Origin of the sequence: Bradyrhizobium sp. SZCCHNR1093, assembly GCF_032381175.1 — a bacterium.
Lineage (GTDB): Bacteria > Pseudomonadota > Alphaproteobacteria > Rhizobiales > Xanthobacteraceae > Bradyrhizobium.
Genome location: NZ_JAUHJJ010000010.1, coordinates 97,365 through 119,426, shown reverse-complemented (window position 1 = coordinate 119,426; position 22,062 = coordinate 97,365). Strand labels below are relative to the sequence as shown.

The following is a 22,062-nucleotide window of genomic DNA, read 5'->3' as shown; positions in this document are numbered from 1 at the left end:
GCTGCAGCACTACGAAGTGGCGCGTCGCCGGCTCGCCGATGCCGACATCGCCTTCATGGAGATGGTCGCGCATCCGACTAACCCGTACCAGCCGCCCTCACGCCGCATGTATGGGGCGACATTCATTCCTTTGGTGCAACCATCAGCGAACGGAGCGAGCTGTGAGCTACACCCCGCCTGACTACATGGACGACCTCAACCGAGCGCTTAACGTTTCGCTGGACACCGATGACTGCGAGCTGCAGGCGACGGCGGCCATCGCAGAAGTTGACCGACTGCAGGGCATCGAGAAGCTGCTGCGCGACAACCTTGTCCACATCATCGCAGCCCTGGAGCAGAAGCGGGATAGCGACGCCGATAACGACCGTGAAGGCGAAGCTGAAGAGGCCGGCACACTGATCAGGCTGCTGCGAAGCCTTCCCGATCAAGCTCCAGCCGAGTCCTACATCGAGGACGAGGAAGAGGAGGACGAAGATGGGAGTGAGTGAGCACGCTTCCGGAACCAGCTCCGGCTGGCGCTATGACAATCCCGAGAACGACAGGATCATCCTGTCGATCTACGGTCCGAAAGGCGCGACCAAGTTCTGCGGCGTTCTTAGCACAATCGACGCCCGCAACCTGCGGGACCAGCTCGATATGGCGCTCAACAAGATCGTCGACGCCAGGGCGAGGACTACGGTCTATGTCGTGGTCGAGAATGCCGGCTACGAGGGGGAGCGAGATGCGCAGCAATGCGCCAGCTATGGTGACGCCATCGAGTGGATGACCAGCAAGTATTCTCCAAAGGAGATCGAGGAGAAGCGGATGGCGATCTGTCGCGACATCGCCGGAGAGCGCAGCTACGATCTGTGAATTTTCTTGACTTTTGCTTTGCTTGAATGCAAATATGCCGCAAACGGAGGACGGAATGAAAATCTCACTGAAGCGAGCGTTGAAGCTCCGTAAGGAGCTGGAGGCGATGCTCGCCAAGATCGAGCTGCCGACCAACGTCAGCCTGTCGCTGCTGATCCAGCAGAATGTCGATGATCCGGCGGAAATGGTGATCCGACCCGGCGTCCGGACGCTGACGCAGCGCATCGACGAATACATGGCGCTCTCCCTGGTGCTGGCGAACCTGCGCCAGGCGATCGCCAAGGCCAACGTCGAGCAAGGCGTCGAGGCAGCCCTCGCCCAGGCGGCGCACCACAACCGCGTCATGGCGATCCTGAAGAAGCTGGCGTCCGCTGGTGTCACGCCGGCCGAGGAGCAGCTGAAGGCCGAGCTGGCTTTCAGCCTCAGCGCCCTGCAAAGCGCCGAGCGCAGCTATGGCGTGAACCGCGCTGTGAACGTGTCGGTGGTGTTGCCCGAGCTGCGGGACAAGGCCGCCGCGGGCTACATCGAAGCCAAGCGGTCGCTCGAAGCGATCGAAGATAATCGCGCCGGGCTGAACGCCGCGGTGCATCTGGAACTCGCAGAAGGCGATGCAAACCTGCTCCGGCAGACAGGCCTCATCTGACGCAAGTGGGCGGGAGACTTACCGAAGGCACACCGATCGAAAGATCATCATTGGCAAACAACGCCCTCACCCCGAGGTCGCAACGCTCCTCGTTACCCGGCTGAACCCGCTCCCCATCGTGTGGAGCTTCGTCACTCGTCCGGTTTTATGAGCGCTCGTTGCTTGTGGTTTGTTCCTCGTTGATCGTCCCTCGTTCGTGCTCTGACGTTCGTCTCCCGCTTCTGACCTGAGCAAGCTCCCGTCGTCTATCGGCAAGGACACCGCCCTCTCAAGGCGGAAAGGAAGGTTCGATTCCTTCCGGGAGCGCCAGGACGCTTAGCAAGCGATTGCATCGGCCGAGGGGTGAATCTGATCGTCGAAGATCAGGCGAGTCCAATTGGGCTCGGTAGCCAACAAGCGTGCGTGGGGACGTCGCCCCTCGCCCGATGCAATCCCTGCGATCCACCCCGACATCGCTGACCTTCCGCCCTGCGCTTCATCACGGAGCGCAGCACGGAGCGACATGCGTTGCTCTGCCGGACAACCTCCGGTTTCATCACAAGGAGTCTGCTACATGATCAAGAAGTTCGCGTTGCTTGCCGCTGCCACCATGCTCGCTGCACTGTCCGTGATGTCGTCCCCGGCCGCTGCCGGCGACTATACGGTCTACAACTCGGCGACCGGCCAGGTCGGCACCGGCAACCTGCATCTCGAATACACGGCGCCGTCCACGATCGTCGAGAGCGACGTCAAGACCTGGCCGAGCATCGGCGCCGGTTCGATCGACAGCCGGCCGTCGCACAACTTCTCGAAGAAGGCCTACGCCAAGAGCACCATCGTCGAGAGCGATCCGTCGACCTGGTACATCTTCAGCGCATCGGCGCGCTGATCAGCTGAACGTGACTTTCGGGAGGGGAGCAATCTCCTCCCGGGTTGCGTTTGTTTTGTGTTGCGTTTGCACGAATTGCGATGCAAATTTGGAGCAGGAGAAGCTCATGTTCGCCTTCGTAACAGGTCCGGAGTACCGCCTGCCCTTCGGCACATTCACCATCTGTCGCTTCCGGAAGAACCATGTGCATCGCGACTTCCAGAACCTCAGCTGGACCGAGCCGATGGACCTGAGCGTCAGCGTCCCGGCGCTGGACCTGGCCGCCATTCACCCCGCCAACAACGACAATGAGAGGGTCGCCTGATGGACCTGCACTGGATCCAGAAAGCCAGAGACTTCGCCAAGCACGCCCACGGCGCGCAGCTCCGCAAGTATACCGCCGTGCCGTACTGGCACCATCTGGAAGAGGTGGCCAACATCCTGCTGCGCCACACCGCGAACCCGCAGCTGGTCGCCGCAGGATGGCTGCACGACACGCTGGAAGACACCACGACCACGTTCCGGCAGCTGGTCGACGAATTTGACCAGACCATCGCCGAGCTGGTGCTCGAAGTGACCGACGTCAGCCGGCCCGAGCATGGTAATCGCGAAATGCGAAAGCGTCTCGATCGACAATACCTGGCCGGCGCCTCGGCCTTCGGCCAGATGATCAAGTGCGCTGACACCATCAGCAATACCAAGGACATCGCCGAGCACGATCACGGGTTTGCCCGCAAGCACTACATCCCGGAGAAGGCAGAACTGGTGCCTATGCTCGTGAACGCCAAGCAGTTCTGCTACCCGCTGTGGCGCGCAGCGTTCGATGAAGTGGAGAAGGCCAAGTATGCCCTCGCCGCCTAAGATTCCGTCAGTGGCAGAGCGCCGCGCCAAGAATATCCGGTTTCGGTGGCGCTCAATCAAGCAGCTTCACGATCAAGGATGGTCGAAAAAGAAGATCGTCCATGGTCTGAACACCACGTACGAGGATGTCGCAAACGCCCTCGCCTATTACGCTGCTCATGGCAATCACAAGCGTGTCTGCAATAACCCGGAATGCGGCATCGATATCTCGCAAAAGCACGGCAAGGCCAAGTTCTGTTGCGACTCCTGTCGCAAGAAGAGCACTTCACGGGCTGCTTACGACAAGGCCGTACTAGCCGTCGATCTAGCCAGGTCATTCGGCTTTTCCGCTTCGGTTGCGGATCGAACAACCTGGGTTAACTGGGCAAAAACCATCGGCGTAACACTCTAAAGGAGAGAGAAAATGCTGCAAGTCGTCACTGAAACCACAACAGCGAAGTTGCCGAACCGTAGACGGCAGCAACCGGCTACGCCCATGGAGCTTCTGGTTCAGATTGAGAAGCGGAATCCTCGAATGAACCGGGACGAGATACAGGACCTCTTCGTCCAGCAGATAATGCTTCCGAAGAATGCATCTCTCATGGTGATCGCGCTGGAAACCGTATTCTCCCTCAACTACGGCAAGCTGCATTCGGTCAAGAGGCCGAAGACCACCGCACAAAGCCGTGCTGCCTCCGCTGCGAAGCGCGCTCCGGTAATTGAGGCAATGCGGGACGAGGCCGTCAAATACGTCGTCGAGGTTGGCTTCTGGGACTACCCTATGCCGAACGGTAAGCGCCTCCACGAATGTACCGTCAAGGAAGCCAAGTCGATGAAGCCGAAGATCGGCGGCCTGCTCACGATTATCGATAACTTGCGGGGCAAGCCGACCGACGTCATCGGCGACATCTACACCAAGTCTCAGTTGAAGAAGCTGGCGACCTGATATCGCGGCCTAAGGAGGCTCTCAAAATGATCCGCACAATCCGTGCGCTCTTCCGCATCAGGCAGCTGATGCGGATTGAGCAGGTCGCCAGGAATGTCACTCTTGAGATCGACCAGTACGACAGTCGGCTTAACGGGACTCCGCCTCGCGGCGACGACTCGCGGCCGCCGAACGGCGACGACTACAACCGCATCCTCTCCATCACGGATGACCTGAAGCAGGTGCTGTGAGATGCCGTACGATCATGACGTCAAGCAGCTGGCCTACACGCTCGATCCTGCGTGCTGGGTCAGCTACAGCGGCAAGGGTCGATGGTTCAAGGCGGCCATGGATGATCGGCGCAACGCCTCATTGATACAAGCACAAGCGCAGATCGATGCCGTGAAGGCGCGTCACGCTGCTCGGCGCGAGCAGAGGCACCGAGAACAGCGTACCGGAGCGCACGTCCTGGAGACCGCAATGTCTCTGGGCTGGACAGACGATGGCGAGGGCGCGCTGGAGTTCCTGCTCCGGCGTGCAAGGGAAGTTGCGATCGAGGACTGTAAGGGCGAAACCGAGCAGGTTTGCGTGGCGTGCGGACAGCCCTGGACCGGCGAAGCCTGCGGTCAGAAAGACAAGGGCTGGCCGTTCGAGGTTTGCGCGCCAGTCAAGCCCGAGCGATAGCCTCCTCGATCTTCCGCCTCCGCGCCGACCGAACTTGCTCCAGCAGCTCGCCATGCGACAGGAACCTGATCCGGGACCTGTCGGTGGCGAGACGCATCGCCTGCACGGCGAACTCCGCCGTGACATCGAACCAGCTGCCGGCGAGGCGCCGGTTGCCCTTGTCGAATACGCTGCAGACGTCGCCAGCGATACGGTTGGCGAGCAGCTCACCATCCACCCAGATGATGTGATGGACCTGCAACTCCTTCCAGCAGCCGAGCTGCATGGTCTTCAGACTGCTCTGCAGGTTCGCTGAGACGCCGATCCGCAGCGGCCGGCCGCCATCAGGCCCCACTGCATAAACGGAGCAGAAGCCCAGCTTCGTGAAGATCTCGCGCTCCTGCTTCGTCGAGAACCAGGGCAGGCCGTTTACGATTTCAGATTTCCCCATTCCACCAGTATGGAGGCAGATGCGCTTGAATGCAAATTTTGCTTGCGTCGCGCGCAAATGCAAATTACCCAGATCGCACCCACTCAGGAGGGATAGATGACCGATAGAAGACCAGTGCTTTCCGCTGACGCCCTTCAGATCATGCCAGCGGAACACAAGGCGTTGCTCGAAGTCCGTGAGCTGTTCGCCAACGGCGCTTTCCACCACGACCACGAGATGAATTTCGGCCAGCAGAACGGCTTCAACATGGAGTGCCTGTTCGACAAACGCGAGTGCGGGACGACCGCCTGCATCGGCGGCTGGATGTGGGCTGTCATGAAGCGAGATGGCGCCACCGAGAGCAAGAGCGGAGCCCGATACGTCAAGGACGATCGCAGCTATCGCCTTCAATTCCTGTTCTATCCGCCGCTCGATGACCTCAACGGCATGACCTACGACTACATCACGCCCGGCGCGGCCCTGGCGGCGATCGACAATTTCCTGTCCACGGGCGAGCCGAATTGGCCGCAGGCCTGCGGTATCGATCAGTCCTTCGAGGTCGAAGATGCTTGACTTCAGTAAGCCCATGCAGACCCGGGAGGGGCGCCCTGCCCGGTTCATCGGCCGTGGCTTCTGGAATGGCCCGGGCTGCGGACCACTGTTGTTTGCTGTTGATTGCGATGGCGTCGAGCGCCTCGCCTTCCGTGAGGAGGACGGCCGGTATCCGAAGTGTTACCGCGGCGGTGAAGAGCAGTCCATGTGGGACATCGTCAACGTCGGCCCTGACGTGGTCGTAATCGTGCTCGGCGGAAACGCACATGTGGCGCAGATGAAGCTCGGCATGTCGGTCGAGATCCGCGACTACGATGTCGAGGCCTTCTCCGAGGATCCTGAAAACGGAATCCTGAGGGACAACCACGGCCGACTGTATCAGTGCAGCCACTACAGCTGCTCCTAACCAACACCCCCGTTGAGCAAAGCGCGCCGCCCTCTGACGGGGGTGGGAATGCACGGCACGCACCAACCACCACCAAGGAGAGACTGAATGGACCCCACCATGGGCGAGGCCACCTTCGACGTTTCCGAGTCCGCTTCCGCGCTCGTGAACGAAACCGCCGTCGTCACCACGACGTCGCCGGCAACTGCTCCGGAGACAAATTATCCGGTCGGTGTCGTCGACTTCAACAAGCCGTTCGAGGTGTTCGACTCCAACGACGACGACGATCGACACAGCAACGCCCGCGTCCTGGCCGTCCTGGCCGGCAACAACTATCCGGTGGTCGTCGTCTCGAACGACGGCAGCGAGGAGGTTGTCACTCAGTTCGACACCGATGGCAACAGCCTCAACGGCGACCTGAGCGTCGAGAACGTCGGCCCCGCGGTCGAGCAGCTCAAGTTCGTGATCATCTTCAAGGACCGTCGCGAATTCTCGCTCGGCGCCGAGCTGTATGACACCGAGCAGGCGGCGTTCGACGTGGCACGCAACGAAAGCGATGTCTTCGCAGTCCTGCCGGTCACGATCCCTGCCCTCAAGCAGGAGATCCCGCCGGTCCAGGTCGCCGCCACGTCCGATGACGACGAGGAGGACGAGGGCGAGGCAGTCGATGCCGGTCCGAAGTACGTCGCCGGCATGACGCTGAAGACCGGCGACAAGGTGCGTGCGTATCGCAAGAACCGCGGTTCGCGCACCTGCACCATCCTCAAGACCCGCCACTACCCGGCACACAAGCAGCTCTACATCCAGGCGGATGCCGAGAACCCCTACTGGGCGCTGAACAAGAACATCAGCCGCAACTGGTGATGCGACCTGCCCGCTCTCTACGGAGGGCGGGCACCCCACCCATTTTCTTCGACCATCAACAACAAGGCCGTAGCATGAAAGAGCCAGTCCGAGTCATCGATGAGCCGACCTTCGCCGCTCGCCTTCGCGAGGTGCTGTCGAGCACCGATCTTTTCCAGGTGAATGCCGTCACCGGCCCCGGGCGATCCGGCGCTGTCGCCGCCGTCTATGCCTCGCATATCCTGCACATCCCGTATATTCCGTACGGAGCCCGCTGTCCGGCAGGCTTCAAGCTGCTGATCGTCGACACCGCACGTGAGAGCGGCCGAACGCTGCGCAAGGCAGCCCGGCGCTACACGGACTCCGATCCGACCGTCGTGGTCGCCTTCGAGGAACCGCCTCGCGTCATGTTCTGGTACGAGGCGCCGAAGCCGCAGTTCTACCGGCACGAGAACAAGGTGGCGGCATGAAGCGCGCCATCCTCATGGCAGCTCTGCTGCTCGCCGGCTGCGACGACGGCGATAACGGCATTCCCAAGCCGCGCCTGACATGCACCCAGGTCACAGCTCAATACCCGTGCGGACGCGGTGGCACATGCGAGCAATGCGGCAACTGGCAGATCGGATGCCCAAAGCCGCTGGAGCTGCATCAGCAAATCGCGACCGGCAAATACGGGAAGGATGAAACCCAGCTCGTCTGTCGATTGAAGGAGCATCGCGATGTTTCTGCGTCGTCGCCGATGGCGGCACCCCTGCGATAAGGGCGATCCGGCGCAGCGCGCCATTGGGGCTGCGTTCCGCTTCCTGCTCGAAGAGCGCACCTGGAAGCGCCATCCCGAACCATTCTCGAAGAGCAAACGAGGACGCGAACGTCGGGCCGTGAGGCGCTTCGTTCGCCGTGGAGACCACCATGAAGCTGAAATACTGGTCTGACCGCGAGCAGCAGATCCTGCGGGACAATCCGCAGACGCCGGTCAAGGAACTGAAGAAGAAGCTTCCCGGCAGATCGGAACAGGCGATCAGACGGAAGCGAGATGATCTCGGGCTCGCCGCCATTCGCGAGTACAAGAACTGGTACCCATCCGACGATCGGCAGCTGATCGAGCACGCGAAGACCAAGGGCGCGATCGAGGTGGCGCGGTTGATGGGGCGCGGTGAAGGATCAGTCCGCACGCGAGCCGAAACCCTCGGCATCAGGTTTAAGAGCGAGGTTTCGAAGTATGCGACGACCGGCAACGCGCTCGTTGATGCGATCCGGCGTCGCTGCGAGGAGGATGGCATCGCAGTCCGAGACCTCGATCGCGAGCTAAAGACAGGGGCGTATTTCTCGAGTCATTGCCTGGGGTCGAAGGCCAGGCGCCGACTCCCGATGATGAAGCACATCGCCAAGGCCGTCGACTTCTTCGGCGGTGAATTGGTCATCAACTGGAAAGACGAATAGAGGAGGGAACAATGGACGCAAGCCGGCCGCGATCTCGGGGCGGCCGGTGACTGAAAAGCGCGGTAACGAAGGGACATAGGCAACAGTGAGAACTCTTCTAGGACGGGCGGAGAAGAGTAGAAAGAACAGAGTATGCGTCACAACAGGACAGGCGGTCTCGTTCGGCGGGTCCGCCTTTTTCGTTCACGGGACAGACCGGATCGGACAACGACAACTCCAAATCCCGCACCCAGGAGACGTTGCCCGTGACCACTATTCGCTACCGATCAAGGGATAGACCACAAGAGGCGCTCAAGCGCCCAAACTTTTCGCTTGCTCTTTTGTTTGCTTGAATGCACAAAGCGAACGGGAGAGGACTCCTCGCCGGCAGACGTGTGTCAGCTCGTTTGCTTGAATGCAATTCGCATGCACACCGGAGAAATGCATGTCCTTCTACCTCGTCCGGCTTGAGCCGGATCCGAACCAGCCCGGCGTCTGCACCGATGTGCCGCTGCCGGAATACGGTCCCTACGAGAAGGGGAGTGAAGCCGCCAAGGAGGCCAAGCGCGTCGGCGACTACCTTGGCGTCCGTGTGCAGCCTCGGCGCATGAGCCAGGCTGGAGATTGGCGCGAACGCCATCGCAAGCGCCTCGCTGATGGCATCGAGCGCGGCATTCTCAAGGCACTGCCGGCGAAATGGAACCTTCCGCCGATCGCGGACCACTTCGCCCATATCCAGCTGGTGGGCGCACCCACCATGATCACCTTCGTCGCAACCGAAGAGGACGCGATCCTCGACAAGTTCACCTCGATCACCCCTGGCCGGTACATCAGCCGGTACTTCGATATCGGCGACAGCAAGATCCCCGACGACCAGCGGCGCAAGCTGATCGCGGCGATCGACCCCAGCGGCGAGATCCATTTCGCCTTCTCTCCCGCAGATATCGCCCACGTGTACGCGAATGGCCCCTCCTCGTGCATGGACGGCGACCACTCGTTCTCAACCCCGGTCCGTCCGGTCTCGGTGTACGGGGGCGGCGACCTGGCGGTTGCTTACACGGTGAATAGCCGTGGCAGCATCCAGTCTCGTGCAGTGTGCTGGCCGGAGAAGAAGGTCTATGGCCGCTGCTACGGCGACGTGCAGCGTCTGGAGTCTGCTCTTCAAGCAGATGGCTTCGAGACGCCGCGCGACGATCACTCCGCCGATGGCAACGGCCCCACCTTCGTCGGCGCCAGGATGCTCAAGGTGTTCCTGCGTAACGACGAAAATTACGCGGTGATGCCCTACTTCGACGACCTCAAGGTCTGCATCGATGCGGGAGATCACTGGATCACAGCGGACAAGGAGCCGCCTATCGACGCGGCCGATCATCCAGACATCGTCAAGAGCGGTGGGACGAACGGCTACGCAGAGATCCAGCGCTGGTGCCCGAAGATGCTTCGCTACTTCAGCAAGCGGTCCTTCAAGCACGTCTACGGCGTCGAGCAGCAATGGTCGGCTGGAGCGATCGAACATTACGCCTTCAGGTGCGAAGGCACACAGGAGCTGTGGCCTGACGAGGCGAAATACAAGGTCGTCATCCCAGATGGCGGTCGCTACGGCAACGACATGTACGTCTCCAAGAAGTGGTTCGAGGAGAACGGCGCGATTTGCGAGGTGTCAAATTTGCCTTGCAAAAAGTCCGATCTCGTCGAGCACAACGGCAAGACGGTCTCCCGCCATTGGGTACGGCGGGAGAAGGAGCGCACTCAACGTGAATACGCTCGCAGGCCGTATGGCGGATTGAATGTCTGGGTCGATGAGTATGAACAGATCCCGATCAGCCGACTCACCATGCCACGTCCGGACTTCACCATCCGCGACATGCTCGAAAGCCGCTTCGATCCTCCGGCCCCAGCACCCCGCGAAGCTGAGTACGTGACGGCCCAAACGATCGATGGCCGCACGATCCGTCGACGCATCGCCTAATCCCCGACGAAAGCATAAGCAATGAGCAACAAAGACCTCGAAACCCTCACCGCGATGCTGACCTATCGCCGCCCGGCGGGATCGCCTACGGAGGCGGAGTTCATCGAACGCTTCCTGATGCCGCTCGGCGTCAAGAAGGACCAGTTCGGCAATCATTTCCTCATCATCGGCGAGGAAAGCCCGACTGTCCTATGGTCGTCGCACACCGACAGCGTCCACAATCGGACCGGCTACCAGAAGGTCCATTACGACGGCAAGTTCCTCCGCCTGCCGGAGAAATCGAAGTCGAATTGCCTCGGCGCCGACTGCGCTTCTGGCGTGTGGATCATGACGGAGATGATCAAGGCCAAGGTGCCTGGTCTCTACATTTTCCATGCTGCAGAGGAGATCGGCTGCATCGGCTCCAGCGCGATTGCTGAGAAGAACCCGAAGTTCCTGGAAGGCATCCAGGTGGCTGTGGCGTTCGATCGTCGCCGCACGCACTCGGTGATCACTCACCAGGGACCGCGCTGCTGCTCGGATACGTTCGGCAACTCGATCGCTGCTCAGCTGCCCGAGGGCTACAAGCTCGACCCGACCGGCTTCCTGACCGACACCAAGAAATACATCAACCTGGTGCCGGAGTGCAGCAACCTGTCGGTCGGCTACTTCGAAGAGCACCATCCGACCGAGAAGCAGGATGTTGATCACCTGATCAAGCTGCGCGACCACATGGTCAAGATCGACCAGAGCAAGTTCGTGGTCGAGCGTGATCCGAAGAAGCCAGAGCTGCCCAGCCAGATCCTGAGCAAGCTGTCCAGCTACCGGCGCAAGCGGCCATCCACGGTCTACGACCTGGTCTATCACAACCCGGGTCCAATCGCTCGCTTCCTGCAGGATGAGGTCGGCCTCACCTTCAAGGAAGTGAACACGATCATCGAATGCCAGAACCAGAAGCCTGACATCGATCAAGGCGGCAATCTCTCGATCTCTGACCTGTTCGATGACGACGACGATTTCGGCTTCGGCTTGGGCTCGAAGATCGCCTCCTGATCCACACAACATCACCACTGACAACAGAAAGACCACGCCATGAAGCTTGGAATGCAGGATCACGTCGACGTCGCATCCGGTGTGCAGTCGGAGATCAAGGTCACGTTCGACATGAACGCGGTCGCCTTCTACGCCCAGATGTCGGGCCTGGCGAAGGACAAGATCGGCTACCCCATCCGCGAGATCTCGACCAACGCCTGGGACGCCTCCCGCGGCAATTACGAGGTCCATCTGCCGACCGGTCTGAACCCGGTGTTCCGCGTCCGCGACTTCGGTCCTGGCATGACGCCTGAGCAGATGCAGGACGTCTACGCCAAGATGTATGCGTCGACCAAGCGCGAGAGCAACAACGACGTTGGTGGCTGGGGTCTCGGCCGCTTCTCGCCCTTCGCCTACCTGATCGGCGAGAACGGCGCTGGCTCCTACAACGTCGTCTCCTACACCGGCGGCATGATGCGGGCCTACGTGATGTCGCTGGCTGCCGGCGGCTTTCCGGTGCTGCGCCTACTCGCAGAGGTTCCGTCCGACGAGCCGTCAGGCCTCGACGTGTCGTTCCCGGTCCGCCGTGAAGACGTCCACGCCTTCAACAGCCGTGCCAGCCAGATCCTATGGTCGTTCAATCCGCGCCCCAGGATCACCCCGGCGCCGCAGTGGAATGATGCTGAGGTGTCGTCCTCCGGCGAAGGTTGGACCTGGTACAAGGACCATACGGTTCCGTTCTACGGTCCGCAGGTCCGCATGGGCTGCGTCATGTATCCCATCGATCTGCGCCAGATCGAGACCACCGGCTTCCTGCATCACGACGACACTGTGCTGTTCGACGCTCCGATCGGCTCGCTGAAGGTCACGCTATCCCGTGAGGAGCTGGCTTACGACGAGAACACCAAGGGGACGCTGAAGAGCCTGGTCGCGTCGTTCGAGCAGAACTTCATCAACCAGGTCCGCCGGAAGGTGGATGCGGCCAAGACGCTGTTCGAGGCCTGCAAGGTGTTCGAGACCGAGCAGGAAGAGCTGGGCATAACCCGGCTGGAAAAGCTGCGCAACCTGATCGAGTGGAGCGGTCGCCGCCTGCACCAGCACATTCTGAAGAGCGACTTCAAAACAGCCAAGCTGCATGACGGATGGCGGTCGTTCGAGAAGTTCGATGACATCGAGGTTCGCACGTCCTGGGCTGCGGACGCCACGATCGTCATCGAGCATAATCCGAGCTACTCGCTCAGCCGCTTCATGATGGCGGAGCTGGTCGGCAAGAAGGTGCTCTGGGTCCGCTGCAAGCGTATCAACCGCGATGCCACTCTCGCTCGCCTCGGCAATCCCGAGAATGTTGTCGATCTCGACAGCTTCAAGGTTCCGGTCGAGAAGCGTCGCGGCAAGACGGTCCGCAAGCGCCGCACCCTGGTGGTCAGCGCAAGCGGCCTGCACAAGATGACGCAGGACGTCGATCTGGCCGATGGTGGCGAGTACATCGAGGAGTCGACCGCGGGTTACGGCCGGCGGCGGCGCCACGACAGCTGGTTCTATGTCAACGGTCGCTCGATCAGCCTCTACGACCTCGACAGCGTGGTTGCTGACTGTGTGCGGCTCGGCATCCTGGAAGTTGGTCAGATGTTCCTGATCAAGGGCCAGGACGCGGTGACTCCGGACAACTGGTCGGAGCTGGACATCGTCTCCGACCTGAAGGCGAAGGTCGATCCGGAGCATCTGACCGAGAAGGACAATCGCACCTCGCTCAATAGCAACCTCTCGGTCTGGGCCAAGAGCCGTCAGATCGAGCGGATGCCGGACGATGTGCAGGCCTTTTGGTCAAAGCTGCACCAGGCTCAGTCCAGCCTGTCGCGCCGCGGCGCCCGGGAGACCACGCCATCCGACATCGCTCACGGTGCCCTCAAGAAGCTCGGCATCTCCGTCGAGATCAAGAGGGCAGATGATCCCGTGGTCGTGGTCGAGAAGGAATATGCCGCATTGGGCCAAAAGTACCCGCTGCTCCGGTCGATCATCAATCGCGCCGGCTACTACAGCTTCGACGGCGAGACCTACCGACAGCTGACGCACTATCTCGGCCTCCTGGTTGACAGCCAGGAGTTCCGGAAGTTGGCGCCGGCCAAGGACGAGAAGGTCATCGTCGAAGATGACGAGGATGCAGACCTCGACGAAGACCTCGACGAGGCGGCCTGAAACCAACGGAAACCGTCATGATCCCGAGCATCATCACTGACACTTCGATCACATTCATCGCACAGGGCCGTCCATGGGTCCTGGCGATGGACCATCCAAAGTTCGACGAGGTCAAGGAGCTGCTGCAGGCGGGTGCTGCCGACGCGGACAAGCTCGTTTGTCTCGCTGACGTGCGGGTGGCGGTCGAAGCGGCCACCGATGGAGCGGCCGTCCTCAATGAGGACGGTCTGTTCCTGAACGGCGAGAAGCTTTCGGAGGCGTGGGAACAAAAGGCTCAGGCGGCTCCGGATGCGATGAAAGTCCTGCTCGTGAGCCCGGGAGACCGGGTTCGCGTCCAGGGCGATCCCGATGCGCCTGACGGCATCTACACGGTCGGCGATGTCGACAATGCGGATGCCGACAAGCGCGTCTACGTCGAGAGCGACGAGGATTTCTTCGGCTTCGTCGCCAATATCTCCATCATCGAGATCATCAAGGAGTGAGAAACCACATGGACTTCTCTCTGTTCAAGCACGCCGTCTCGGCACAGTTCAAGAAGATGCGCGACGGCCATCTGTTCTGCACGGCGGTCGACAAGGACCTGCTGTGGGACGCCTATCTCGAAAGCTTCCCCGCGGGCACCAATCCGGTATTCCGCGAGCGCAGGGAGCATGACTGCAGCTGCTGTCGTCAATTCATCCGTGCAGTCGGCAACGTGGTCTCGATCGTCGACGGAAAGTTGGTCTCGATCTGGGATGGCAAGGTGGCCGATCCGGTCTATCAGACAGTCGCCGATGCGATGTCGCGGCTCGTGAAGTCCCGGGCGATCGCGGACGAGTTTTTCCACTACGAGGCGTCGGTCGGAACCGACAAGAACTTCGAGGACGTTCTCGGCAAGGTTCGGGCCTGGGAGCACTTTCACCTGCACCTGCCGGCGGGCCGCGTCATGCGTGGCGACATGCTGGTTACCAAGCGTTCCGAGATCCGCTCGGCGCACGACGTGTTCCATCGTGCTCTGACCACCCTCTCCATGGACTCGATCGACACCGTCCTGGAGCTGATCGGCCAGAACTCGCTCTACCGCGGCCACGAGCACAAGTTCGCCGTGGAGGCCTTCCGGAAGGCCAAGGTTGCGTTCGATCGGCTGCCGGAAGATCAGCGCGACCCGTTCGTCTGGCTCGCTGTGAAGGCCAATCCGGGCTCTGTGACGGGCATCCGCAACACCTCGATCGGCACCCTGCTCATCGACCTGTCCGAGGGCATGGACATGAACGGCGCGGTCCGCAAGTTCGAGGCCATGGTGGCCCCGGCCAATTACAAGCGGCCGACTGCCTTGGTGACCAAGGGCATGATCGAGAAGGCCAAGGCCACGATCACCGAGCTGGGACTGACGGGCGCCCTGGAGCGGCGCTACGCCCGCACGACGGACATCTCGGCGGCCAACATCCTGTTCGCAGACAACGCGACCAGGAAGGTGATCGACGGCGACGTGTTCGACTCGATCCCGGTCAAGTCGAGCACCCGGAAGATCGACAAGGTCGAAGAGCTGCCGATCGAGAAGTTCCTCTCGCAGGTCGTTCCGAGCGCCGAGTCGATCGAGGTGATGTTCGAGAACAAGCACATCTCGAACCTGGTCAGCCTGATCGCGCCGGTCGATCCAGGTGCCTCCCGGCTGTTCAAGTGGGACAACAACTTCTCCTGGTCCTACAACGGTGACATGGCGGACGGCGTCCGCGAGCGCGTCAAGCAGGCCGGCGGCAACGTCAGCGGCGACCTGTGCTGCCGTCTCGCATGGTCGAACTACGACGATCTCGACTTCCACATGCGCGAGCCGGACGGGAACGAGATCTATTTCGGCAACAAGGGTCAGCGGTCTCGCTGTGGCGGCATGCTGGACGTCGACATGAATGCCGGCGCCGGCCAGAGCCGACATCCGGTCGAGAACATCTTCTACAGCTCGCAATCGACGATGCGGGAGGGCATCTACGAGCTGATCGTGGAGAACTTCTGCAAGCGAGAGTCGGTCGATGTCGGATTCGAGGTCGAGATCGACTGGCTCGGCCAGATCACGCGGTTCGCCTATCCCAAGGCGGTCCGCCACAAGGAGAAGATCTCTGTCGCGAAGCTCAAATACTCCCGAGCCAAGGGCATCGAGATTATCTCCTCCATGCCGTCCACGCAGTCGACCAAGACGGTCTGGAACATAGCGACCCAGGCCTTCCACCCGGTCAACCTGATGATGCTGTCACCGAACTACTGGGACGGTCACGGCGTCGGCAACAAGCACTACTTCTTCATGCTCGAAGGCTGCCTGAACGACGGACAGGCACGCGGGTTCTTCAACGAGTTCCTCCGCGAAGATCTCTCCAAGCATCGGAAGGTCATCGAGATCGTCGGCTCGAAGATGAGGACGGCCGAGTCGGCCGACCAAATCAGCGGCCTCGGTTTCTCCAGCACACAGCGCAACGAGATCCTGGCCAAAGTGAAGGGCAATTTCACCCGGACCGTCAAGGTCATATTCTGAAGGAGAACTGAATGTCAGATTTGTTCGAGAAGGCCTCTCGCCTGAAGCTCCGCTTCCCCTCCCCGCTCGGCGGTGGCGGCCTGACGGTCGAGCAGCTCTGGGACCTGCAGATCAGCAGCAGGGCCAAGAACAGCGCGGACTTGACCAGCATCGCCCGCGAGCTGAACCGCCGGCTCAAGGACAGCAGCACCGACGATGACCTGCCCTGGCTCAGCAGCTCGTCGAAGGCTGACAACGAGCTGCAGCTCGCCTTCGACATCGTCAAGCACGTCGTCGAGACGAAGAAGGCAGAGGCCGAGAAGGCTGCCGAGACCGCGGCGAACCGCGAGAAGAAGCAGCAGATCCTGGCTCTGATCGCGGCCAAGGAGACCGAGGAGCTGGGCGGAAAGTCACTCGACGACCTCCGCAAGCTCGCTGCAGAGCTGTGATGCGCCGGCCGGGTGGCCTCTTGCTGCCCGGCCATTTGCTTGAATGCAAACAGAACAGAGGATCCGATGCCAGAAACGGCAAAATGCACCCTTTGCGCCGCGGTGGACTCACCTGGCTTCTACACCGGCTGTATGGTCAGGGACGGTGAGGTGACGGACTGGCGATGCGATGGAAAAGGGCACCTTACTCGCGCGACCTTCCGTGAGGCCCTCGACATCTTCTACCAGGGCTGCCAGCGGATCTCCGAGGAGCACCGCGCAGCGAATTACTCGTCGATCCCCAAGTACACCTGGCACATCGTGGAGCTGAACAAGCGCTGGAAGATCATCCAGGGGACCGGCGTCCACTGCTTCGTCGACAAGGCGACCGGCGACGTCCTCAAGGCCGAAAGCTGGTCCAAGCCGGCCAAGCACGCCCGCGGCAACATATTCGACGAGCATAACGGGCTCGAGAAAATGGGACCGTCCGGTCCAGCGTATCTCCGATGAGGCCCTACGGAGCCAAGCGCACCTTCGCCAGGTGCCGCACCTTCATCCGCAGGATGGGCGGGAAGGTCCATGTCATCATCGCGGTCAAGAACCGGAAACGAGATCGGGCCGCAGCAAAACTCACGGCAAAAAGGGAATCAGAGGCGACGCCATGACGGAAGACGAGATGATGGCTGTCCGGCAGGTCGATAAGACCCCGATCACGGTAAGCCCTGACGATGGTCCCGACCGGACCTTGCTCTACGGCTACGACTGCGAACGCTACACCTGGCACATCTACCAAAAGGACGGACAGATCCATCGGGCCATCTACCTCGGCAGCAATCCGAGCCCGCAAAGCTTCGATAGCGAAGCTCATTTCGTCGCATCGGCTCTTGTGCCGAACAAGCGTCTTTACCCCGAGCATTGCGACTTCGACTTCTGCATGAAGCTGGCCGCGCTCGGCATCCACCTTCCTTTCACAACCTACGGATCCGCAGCAGACGGCGTGAACCGGAAGCCGTTTGCCGGGAGGACTTTCTGATGGCAAAAACTTTCACAGACCTGCAAAACCAGATCATGGCGCGGGCGATCTCGCAGAGTGTCAGCGAGACCATCTACCTGCGCAAGGGTCACTTCCCTGCGACGCGAAGCCTGATCGAGAAGGGATTCCTCGATCCGCACTGCTATGGGATGGTGCAGACCCAGCACGTGACGCCGGAGGGCAAGACCGCCTTCTTTACCGAGCACGGCGAGGTGTTTGCGATCCCTGACATCTACGACAACTGCTGGATCGTCTTCGAGGATCGCAAGGTGATCGCCAAGCCGCGCAGCGAGGAGAACGCAAAGCGCATCGTCGCCGCGCTGAAGGTGCTTCGCCAGAAGGATCGCCTTGAGCAGAAAACCGCCGCTTGATTTGCTTTTTTTATTTGCATGAATGCTAATCGATGCTAACGTGTCCGCACCCAACCAGACGAGGAACAAATGTCCAGCACCGCGGCAGCGCCCGCCATCTACGTTCCGTCGCCGCAGCAGGCTGCCTTTCAGGATGAGGCCTGGAACGGGACCAGCTCGATCGTCCTGATCGCTGTAGCCGGAGCCGGCAAGTCTACCACGATCGTCCACACGGTTAGCCGCATGCGCGGCAGCAGCGTCATCCTGGCGTTCGGCAGGAAGATCGCCGCAGAGCTGAAGGACAAGCTCCAGAAGCTGGGCATCGACTGGAAGAAGGCAGAGGCCTCGACCTGCCATGCGATCGCGCTCCGGAACCTCCGGAAGGACCGGCGCTTCTCCGGCGTGAGGATCGACGAGGAGAAGGTCGGCCGGATCACGGCTGGCTGGATCGACACCAACCGCATCGATGCCTCGCTCGCTCCTCATGTGGGCGTCGTGGTCCAGCTCGTGGGCCTTGCCAAGCAGTCAGGCATTGGCATCCCTGGCTGCGGCGATATCGAGGATACCTCGGTCTGGGAGGATCTCGCCGAGCACTTCGACCTGTTCGATGAAGAGGCTCTGGAGAAGAAGGCGGACGACCTGATCGATCTGGCGATTGAGGTGTTGAACGAGTCGAACAGCAATCCGCAGGTCATCGACTTCAACGACATGATCTATCTCGCCCTGCTCTATCGGGTGAAGATGTGGCAGTACGACACCGTCATCATCGACGAGGCGCAGGACACCAACACGGTGCGCCGGCTGCTGGCTCGGGCGTTGATGAAGCCGAACACCGGCCGGCTGTTCGCGGTCGGAGATCCCCACCAGGCCATCTTCGGCTTCACCGGTGCCGACAACGACAGCCTGGACATCATCAAGCAGGAGTTTGGCGCGAAGGAGATGCCGCTCACGGTCACCTACCGGTGTCCGAAGACGGTGGTCAAGTTCGCCCAGACCTGGGTCAACCACATCCAGGCTCACCCGAGCGCGCCGGAGGGCAGGATCAGCCTCGAAAGCTTCGAGCAGATGATCCAGCAGCGTGACCGGCTGAACGGCGATTCGGCGATCCTGTGCCGCAACACCAGGCCGCTCGTGAACGCCGCCTTCGCCCTGATCCGGGAGAAGGTGCCGTGCCGGATCGAGGGCCGGGACATCGGCGAGCAGCTCAAGAAGCTGGCCACCCGCTGGAAGTCCATCAACACCATCCCTGAGCTGGAGGACAAGCTGGAGGACTGGCTGGAGAAGGAGAAAGAGCGCTGGCTGCCGAAGAAGAAGATGTCGAAAGTCCAAGAGGCCGAGGACAAGTTCGAAACCCTCAAGGTCATCATGGATGCGTGCCGTGAGGACAAGCACGACAGCATCTCCGCGGTCGTGGCCTATATCGACAACATCTTCGCCGACAACGTCGAGGGCATTCTGACGCTCGCGACCATTCACCGGTCCAAGGGCCGGGAATGGAAGCGGGTCTACTGGCTCGACCGGTTCGGCACCTGCCCTTCCAAATACGCCAGCATGCCGTGGGAGAAGGAGCAGGAGATCAACCTGCAGTACGTGGCCGCAACACGTGCCATGGACGAGCTGATCGACCTGATGCCGCCGCTGCCCAAGGTCAAACCGGTCAACGACAACCAGCAGCCCGCCCAGGGTCAGCTGCCGCTGACGCAGAAGGTGGCTTGATGCTGCCGAAGCTCGTCTACCCCTACGGCCGGCCTCCTAATGGGAGTTCGGTCCTCTGGCGGTGCGAAGCCCAGCGATATTCCGTGTGCATCGATCCTGACGCCGATCGCTACGGCGTCACGGATCCGCAGCTGGAAATGCGCTGGCATCGCATCATCAGTCGAACCCCGAAAGGGGCCTGGATCAGCGGACGCTTCGTCCTGCTGACCGCAACCAAGCGATGGGCCTGTCCGACCGAGGAAGAGGCCCTCGAATCCTTCATCGCAAGGAAGCGCAAGCAGATCAGCATCCTGAGCCACAAGCTCCATCGCGCGGAGCAGGACCTGGCGCTCGCTTTTCCCCATATGCACGTCCTCAGACTTGCTTGAATGCAAACAAAGGAAATCCCATGAACGGATGTATCGTATGGAAGGGGCCGTCCGAGGTGGACGGCAGCCCCATTATGCTGCTCGCCACCGGTCTTGAGGACGGCGGCAGCAACTCCAAAACCGGTGCAATGGTGCAGCTCTACATCCTGCGCCAGGACATGAACCCGCTGAAGGCGAGCCAGATCGGCGCCGACAAGGCGATCTGCGGCAGCTGCATTCACATGGGCAGGGTGGTCACCGATCCCAAGACCAGGCTTCGCCGAAACGAGGGCCGCTCCTGCTACGTGATGCTGTGGCGCGGTCCGCACGTGGTCTTCGATGCCTACCAGCGCGGCGTCTATCCCGAGGTGACCCTGGCCAAGGCCAGGAAGCTTCTGGCCGGCAAGCGCGTTCGTGCCGGCGCCTATGGAGATCCTGGCGCGATCCCGATGGCTGTTTGGGAGACGATCCTCGCCAAGGTCAACGACGTCACCGGCTTCACCCACATGTGGCGCGAGAAGCCCGAGCTGGCGGCCTTCTGCATGGCATCCTGTGACACGGAGATCGACCGGGTGCTTGCCAAGGCGCTCGGCTTCCGAACCTACCGCGTGCGCCCTGAGGGCGCTCCGAAGCTCACTGGTGAGGGCCACTGCCCCGCGTCCAAGGAGATGGGCAAGGCCACGCAGTGCGCCCAATGCCTGCTCTGCGGTGGCCACAAGACCGCGGCGAAGGCCGACATCACTATCCAGATCCACGGGCCTGGCCGGAACAACTTTCAACCAGTGCTGCAGGCTGCGTAATGGCCAAGAACGCTGAATATTTCGGCCGCGGCTCCGTTGGCCTGCTCGAATCGCTCGATGGCGAGGAGGACATCGCGAGCCTCATCAGAACCTCGCGCGGCAGCAACCGCTCCACCCTGCGCGCCACCGATCACCGCCGCCACGATGAGGCGGAGGATGGCTACGACGAATTGGACTTCGCATAGGAGACGACATTGGACAACGAAAAGATCGAGCGCCAGATCGCCGAGAAGATGGTCGATGACGCTCTTGCAGCCGGCTACACGATCGACGTGTGGGACGGCGGTGATTTCCCCCTGAAGCAGAGCAGCGACCGCGAGGCGATCCTCAAGGCAATGTTCTCGACCGACGAGGACAGGCTGTACCTGACCAAGGACGGCAAGACCGCCTGGGTGTGGCTGGTCTACGGCAACAGCTACCACCTGATCAGCGATTACACGATCAGCCTCGCAACGGTCCTGGCCGGCGCCGAGAAGCTCTCCGATGAGCTGGAGGACCAGTATGGCCAAGCTGCTTAAGGAGGCGTTTGGCTTCAAGGCCGAGCAGCGCGTGCGTCTCAAGATCGAGACCAAGGGCGCGGACCACGAGGACATCGAGCACACGATGCCGGCTGGCTCGATCGGCATCATCGACCACATCGAGGTCTACACCGGAAGCCAGGGGATCGTATTCCACGTCTGGATCCCCGTCGACGAGACCAACGAGCGCGGCATCGTCAATTCGTTCGACCAGCTCGATGGACCAATCACTAACTTCCTGGAGGCACTGTGAAGGAGAATCAGGAGCTTACGGAGGCGTTCGGCTTCAAGGTTGGCCAGAAGGTTCGGATTCCTTGAAGAGACGATGGGTTCGGATCACGAGGACATTGAGCACGTCGTGGCGGCCGGCGCTACAGGAACGATCGAGATCATCGAGGTTCTGCGGGCGCAAGGCACTGCATTCCACGTCGCCATCCCGGTCGACGACACCAACGAACGTCACATCATCAACGTCTTCGATGAGCGCGACGGTCCCATCACCAATTTCTTGGAGGCACTATGACGAAGCGTAATTTCCGATCACCGCCGTTGTTCTATGTCGCGCAACGGAAGGACGGAAAATGGGTACTGATGGCGACCGAGCCTGTGCTCAGGACGGCGGCGATACGTCTCGTCGCGTCGGCGTGGAAGGAAGGCAACCTCGCCCGCATCCGGGATGCTGATTCGGTGAGGAAGGCTGCATGATCGTGGGTGCTGATTTGCATAAATACAACCGCGTGTGCTCTAAAAATCACAGGACCGGTGTTTACATGGCGGTAGGAACATTCCTTTGTTCGTGGTGTATAGGCCTGT

General features: G+C 61.0%; 34 protein-coding genes and 1 tRNA gene. 34 read left to right on the top strand and 1 reads right to left on the bottom strand.

Annotated features, from left to right (window positions below; translation table 11 throughout):
* The first annotated feature begins 161 nt into the window (after window positions 1–161).
* From QX070_RS26285 to QX070_RS26235, 11 genes are all read left to right on the top strand, one after another.
* Complete coding sequence (locus QX070_RS26285) at window positions 162–488, top strand: hypothetical protein (RefSeq protein ID WP_315740067.1); 327 nt, start codon at window positions 162–164, stop codon at window positions 486–488.
* Window positions 475–852, top strand: a complete 378-nt coding sequence (locus QX070_RS26280) for a hypothetical protein (RefSeq protein WP_315740066.1) — start codon at window positions 475–477, stop codon at window positions 850–852. The genes QX070_RS26285 and QX070_RS26280 overlap by 14 nt, the downstream gene beginning before the upstream one ends.
* A gap of 55 nt (window positions 853–907) precedes the next feature.
* Complete coding sequence (locus QX070_RS26275; protein ID WP_315740065.1) at window positions 908–1,495, top strand: hypothetical protein; 588 nt, start codon at window positions 908–910, stop codon at window positions 1,493–1,495.
* 234 nt (window positions 1,496–1,729) lie between these two features.
* Window positions 1,730–1,804: transfer RNA gene (locus tag QX070_RS26270), tRNA-Glu, on the top strand.
* A 244-nt stretch (window positions 1,805–2,048) separates the two neighbouring features.
* Window positions 2,049–2,363 carry a hypothetical protein gene (locus QX070_RS26265; RefSeq protein ID WP_315740064.1) on the top strand — a complete coding sequence of 105 codons (315 nt, stop codon included), beginning with the start codon at window positions 2,049–2,051 and terminating at the stop codon, window positions 2,361–2,363.
* 106 nt (window positions 2,364–2,469) lie between these two features.
* A complete protein-coding gene (locus QX070_RS26260) occupies window positions 2,470–2,667 on the top strand; it encodes a hypothetical protein (RefSeq protein WP_315740063.1) in 198 nt (65 codons plus the stop codon).
* On the top strand, window positions 2,667–3,203 hold the full coding sequence (locus QX070_RS26255; protein WP_315740062.1) for an HD domain-containing protein: 537 nt from the start codon (window positions 2,667–2,669) through the stop codon (window positions 3,201–3,203). The genes QX070_RS26260 and QX070_RS26255 overlap by 1 nt, the downstream gene beginning before the upstream one ends.
* A 10-nt stretch (window positions 3,204–3,213) precedes the next feature.
* Window positions 3,214–3,594: a hypothetical protein gene (locus QX070_RS26250; protein ID WP_315740061.1), complete on the top strand. Its 381-nt coding sequence runs from the start codon at window positions 3,214–3,216 to the stop codon at window positions 3,592–3,594.
* 12 nt (window positions 3,595–3,606) lie between these two features.
* Window positions 3,607–4,128 (top strand): hypothetical protein, encoded by a 522-nt coding sequence (locus QX070_RS26245; RefSeq protein ID WP_315740060.1) that lies wholly within the window; start codon window positions 3,607–3,609, stop codon window positions 4,126–4,128.
* Window positions 4,129–4,154: 26 nt separating this feature from the next.
* Window positions 4,155–4,358 carry a hypothetical protein gene (locus tag QX070_RS26240; RefSeq protein ID WP_315740059.1) on the top strand — a complete coding sequence of 68 codons (204 nt, stop codon included), beginning with the start codon at window positions 4,155–4,157 and terminating at the stop codon, window positions 4,356–4,358.
* Between the two features lies 1 nt (window position 4,359).
* The gene (locus QX070_RS26235; protein WP_315740058.1) at window positions 4,360–4,791 is read left to right on the top strand and encodes a hypothetical protein; all 432 of its coding nucleotides are present in this window, start codon (window positions 4,360–4,362) and stop codon (window positions 4,789–4,791) included.
* On the opposite strand, the gene QX070_RS26230 is transcribed toward QX070_RS26235, so the two are convergent.
* Window positions 4,775–5,434 (bottom strand): hypothetical protein, encoded by a 660-nt coding sequence (locus tag QX070_RS26230; RefSeq protein WP_315740057.1) that lies wholly within the window; start codon window positions 5,432–5,434, stop codon window positions 4,775–4,777. The two genes, QX070_RS26235 and QX070_RS26230, sit on opposite strands and share 17 nt — an antisense overlap.
* 3 nt (window positions 5,435–5,437) lie before the next feature.
* On the opposite strand from QX070_RS26230, the gene QX070_RS26225 reads away from it, so the two are divergent.
* From QX070_RS26225 to QX070_RS26115, 23 genes are all read left to right on the top strand, one after another.
* Window positions 5,438–5,773: a hypothetical protein gene (locus tag QX070_RS26225; RefSeq protein WP_315740056.1), complete on the top strand. Its 336-nt coding sequence runs from the start codon at window positions 5,438–5,440 to the stop codon at window positions 5,771–5,773.
* Window positions 5,766–6,158 carry a hypothetical protein gene (locus tag QX070_RS26220; RefSeq protein WP_315740055.1) on the top strand — a complete coding sequence of 131 codons (393 nt, stop codon included), beginning with the start codon at window positions 5,766–5,768 and terminating at the stop codon, window positions 6,156–6,158. The genes QX070_RS26225 and QX070_RS26220 overlap by 8 nt, the downstream gene beginning before the upstream one ends.
* 87 nt (window positions 6,159–6,245) lie before the next feature.
* Window positions 6,246–7,001: a hypothetical protein gene (locus tag QX070_RS26215; RefSeq protein ID WP_315740054.1), complete on the top strand. Its 756-nt coding sequence runs from the start codon at window positions 6,246–6,248 to the stop codon at window positions 6,999–7,001.
* Between the two features lie 74 nt (window positions 7,002–7,075).
* Window positions 7,076–7,450: a hypothetical protein gene (locus QX070_RS26210; protein ID WP_315740053.1), complete on the top strand. Its 375-nt coding sequence runs from the start codon at window positions 7,076–7,078 to the stop codon at window positions 7,448–7,450.
* On the top strand, window positions 7,447–7,740 hold the full coding sequence (locus QX070_RS26205) for a hypothetical protein (protein ID WP_315740052.1): 294 nt from the start codon (window positions 7,447–7,449) through the stop codon (window positions 7,738–7,740). The genes QX070_RS26210 and QX070_RS26205 overlap by 4 nt, the downstream gene beginning before the upstream one ends.
* A gap of 149 nt (window positions 7,741–7,889) precedes the next feature.
* On the top strand, window positions 7,890–8,420 hold the full coding sequence (locus QX070_RS26200) for a hypothetical protein (RefSeq protein ID WP_315740051.1): 531 nt from the start codon (window positions 7,890–7,892) through the stop codon (window positions 8,418–8,420).
* Between the two features lie 424 nt (window positions 8,421–8,844).
* Window positions 8,845–10,368, top strand: a complete 1,524-nt coding sequence (locus QX070_RS26195; RefSeq protein ID WP_315740050.1) for a hypothetical protein — start codon at window positions 8,845–8,847, stop codon at window positions 10,366–10,368.
* Window positions 10,369–10,389: 21 nt separating this feature from the next.
* Entirely contained in the window at window positions 10,390–11,400 is a 1,011-nt protein-coding gene (locus QX070_RS26190; RefSeq protein WP_315740049.1) for a M28 family peptidase, read from the top strand.
* Window positions 11,401–11,439: 39 nt separating this feature from the next.
* Window positions 11,440–13,575 (top strand): ATP-binding protein, encoded by a 2,136-nt coding sequence (locus QX070_RS26185; protein WP_315740048.1) that lies wholly within the window; start codon window positions 11,440–11,442, stop codon window positions 13,573–13,575.
* Window positions 13,576–13,592: 17 nt separating this feature from the next.
* The gene (locus QX070_RS26180) at window positions 13,593–14,057 is read left to right on the top strand and encodes a hypothetical protein (RefSeq protein ID WP_315740047.1); all 465 of its coding nucleotides are present in this window, start codon (window positions 13,593–13,595) and stop codon (window positions 14,055–14,057) included.
* An 8-nt stretch (window positions 14,058–14,065) separates the two neighbouring features.
* Window positions 14,066–16,078: a hypothetical protein gene (locus QX070_RS26175; protein ID WP_315740046.1), complete on the top strand. Its 2,013-nt coding sequence runs from the start codon at window positions 14,066–14,068 to the stop codon at window positions 16,076–16,078.
* An 11-nt stretch (window positions 16,079–16,089) separates the two neighbouring features.
* Entirely contained in the window at window positions 16,090–16,506 is a 417-nt protein-coding gene (locus tag QX070_RS26170; protein WP_315740045.1) for a hypothetical protein, read from the top strand.
* A gap of 150 nt (window positions 16,507–16,656) precedes the next feature.
* Complete coding sequence (locus QX070_RS26165; protein WP_315740044.1) at window positions 16,657–16,995, top strand: hypothetical protein; 339 nt, start codon at window positions 16,657–16,659, stop codon at window positions 16,993–16,995.
* Between the two features lie 151 nt (window positions 16,996–17,146).
* Window positions 17,147–17,518, top strand: coding sequence for a hypothetical protein (locus QX070_RS26160; protein ID WP_315740043.1), 372 nt, complete (start codon window positions 17,147–17,149; stop codon window positions 17,516–17,518).
* Window positions 17,518–17,889 (top strand): hypothetical protein, encoded by a 372-nt coding sequence (locus QX070_RS26155; RefSeq protein ID WP_315740042.1) that lies wholly within the window; start codon window positions 17,518–17,520, stop codon window positions 17,887–17,889. The genes QX070_RS26160 and QX070_RS26155 overlap by 1 nt, the downstream gene beginning before the upstream one ends.
* Before the next feature lie 69 nt (window positions 17,890–17,958).
* The gene (locus QX070_RS26150; protein ID WP_315740041.1) at window positions 17,959–19,584 is read left to right on the top strand and encodes an ATP-dependent helicase; all 1,626 of its coding nucleotides are present in this window, start codon (window positions 17,959–17,961) and stop codon (window positions 19,582–19,584) included.
* The gene (locus QX070_RS26145; RefSeq protein ID WP_315740040.1) at window positions 19,584–19,952 is read left to right on the top strand and encodes a hypothetical protein; all 369 of its coding nucleotides are present in this window, start codon (window positions 19,584–19,586) and stop codon (window positions 19,950–19,952) included. Before QX070_RS26150 ends, QX070_RS26145 begins: the two co-directional genes overlap by 1 nt.
* 20 nt (window positions 19,953–19,972) lie before the next feature.
* Window positions 19,973–20,731 carry a hypothetical protein gene (locus QX070_RS26140; RefSeq protein WP_315740039.1) on the top strand — a complete coding sequence of 253 codons (759 nt, stop codon included), beginning with the start codon at window positions 19,973–19,975 and terminating at the stop codon, window positions 20,729–20,731.
* Window positions 20,731–20,916, top strand: coding sequence for a hypothetical protein (locus tag QX070_RS26135; RefSeq protein ID WP_315740038.1), 186 nt, complete (start codon window positions 20,731–20,733; stop codon window positions 20,914–20,916). The genes QX070_RS26140 and QX070_RS26135 overlap by 1 nt, the downstream gene beginning before the upstream one ends.
* A gap of 9 nt (window positions 20,917–20,925) precedes the next feature.
* On the top strand, window positions 20,926–21,249 hold the full coding sequence (locus tag QX070_RS26130; protein ID WP_315740037.1) for a hypothetical protein: 324 nt from the start codon (window positions 20,926–20,928) through the stop codon (window positions 21,247–21,249).
* Complete coding sequence (locus tag QX070_RS26125; protein ID WP_315740036.1) at window positions 21,233–21,502, top strand: hypothetical protein; 270 nt, start codon at window positions 21,233–21,235, stop codon at window positions 21,500–21,502. Before QX070_RS26130 ends, QX070_RS26125 begins: the two co-directional genes overlap by 17 nt.
* 72 nt (window positions 21,503–21,574) lie before the next feature.
* Window positions 21,575–21,772, top strand: coding sequence for a hypothetical protein (locus tag QX070_RS26120; RefSeq protein ID WP_315740035.1), 198 nt, complete (start codon window positions 21,575–21,577; stop codon window positions 21,770–21,772).
* A complete protein-coding gene (locus QX070_RS26115) occupies window positions 21,769–21,954 on the top strand; it encodes a hypothetical protein (protein ID WP_315740034.1) in 186 nt (61 codons plus the stop codon). Before QX070_RS26120 ends, QX070_RS26115 begins: the two co-directional genes overlap by 4 nt.
* Window positions 21,955–22,062 lie beyond the last annotated feature (108 nt).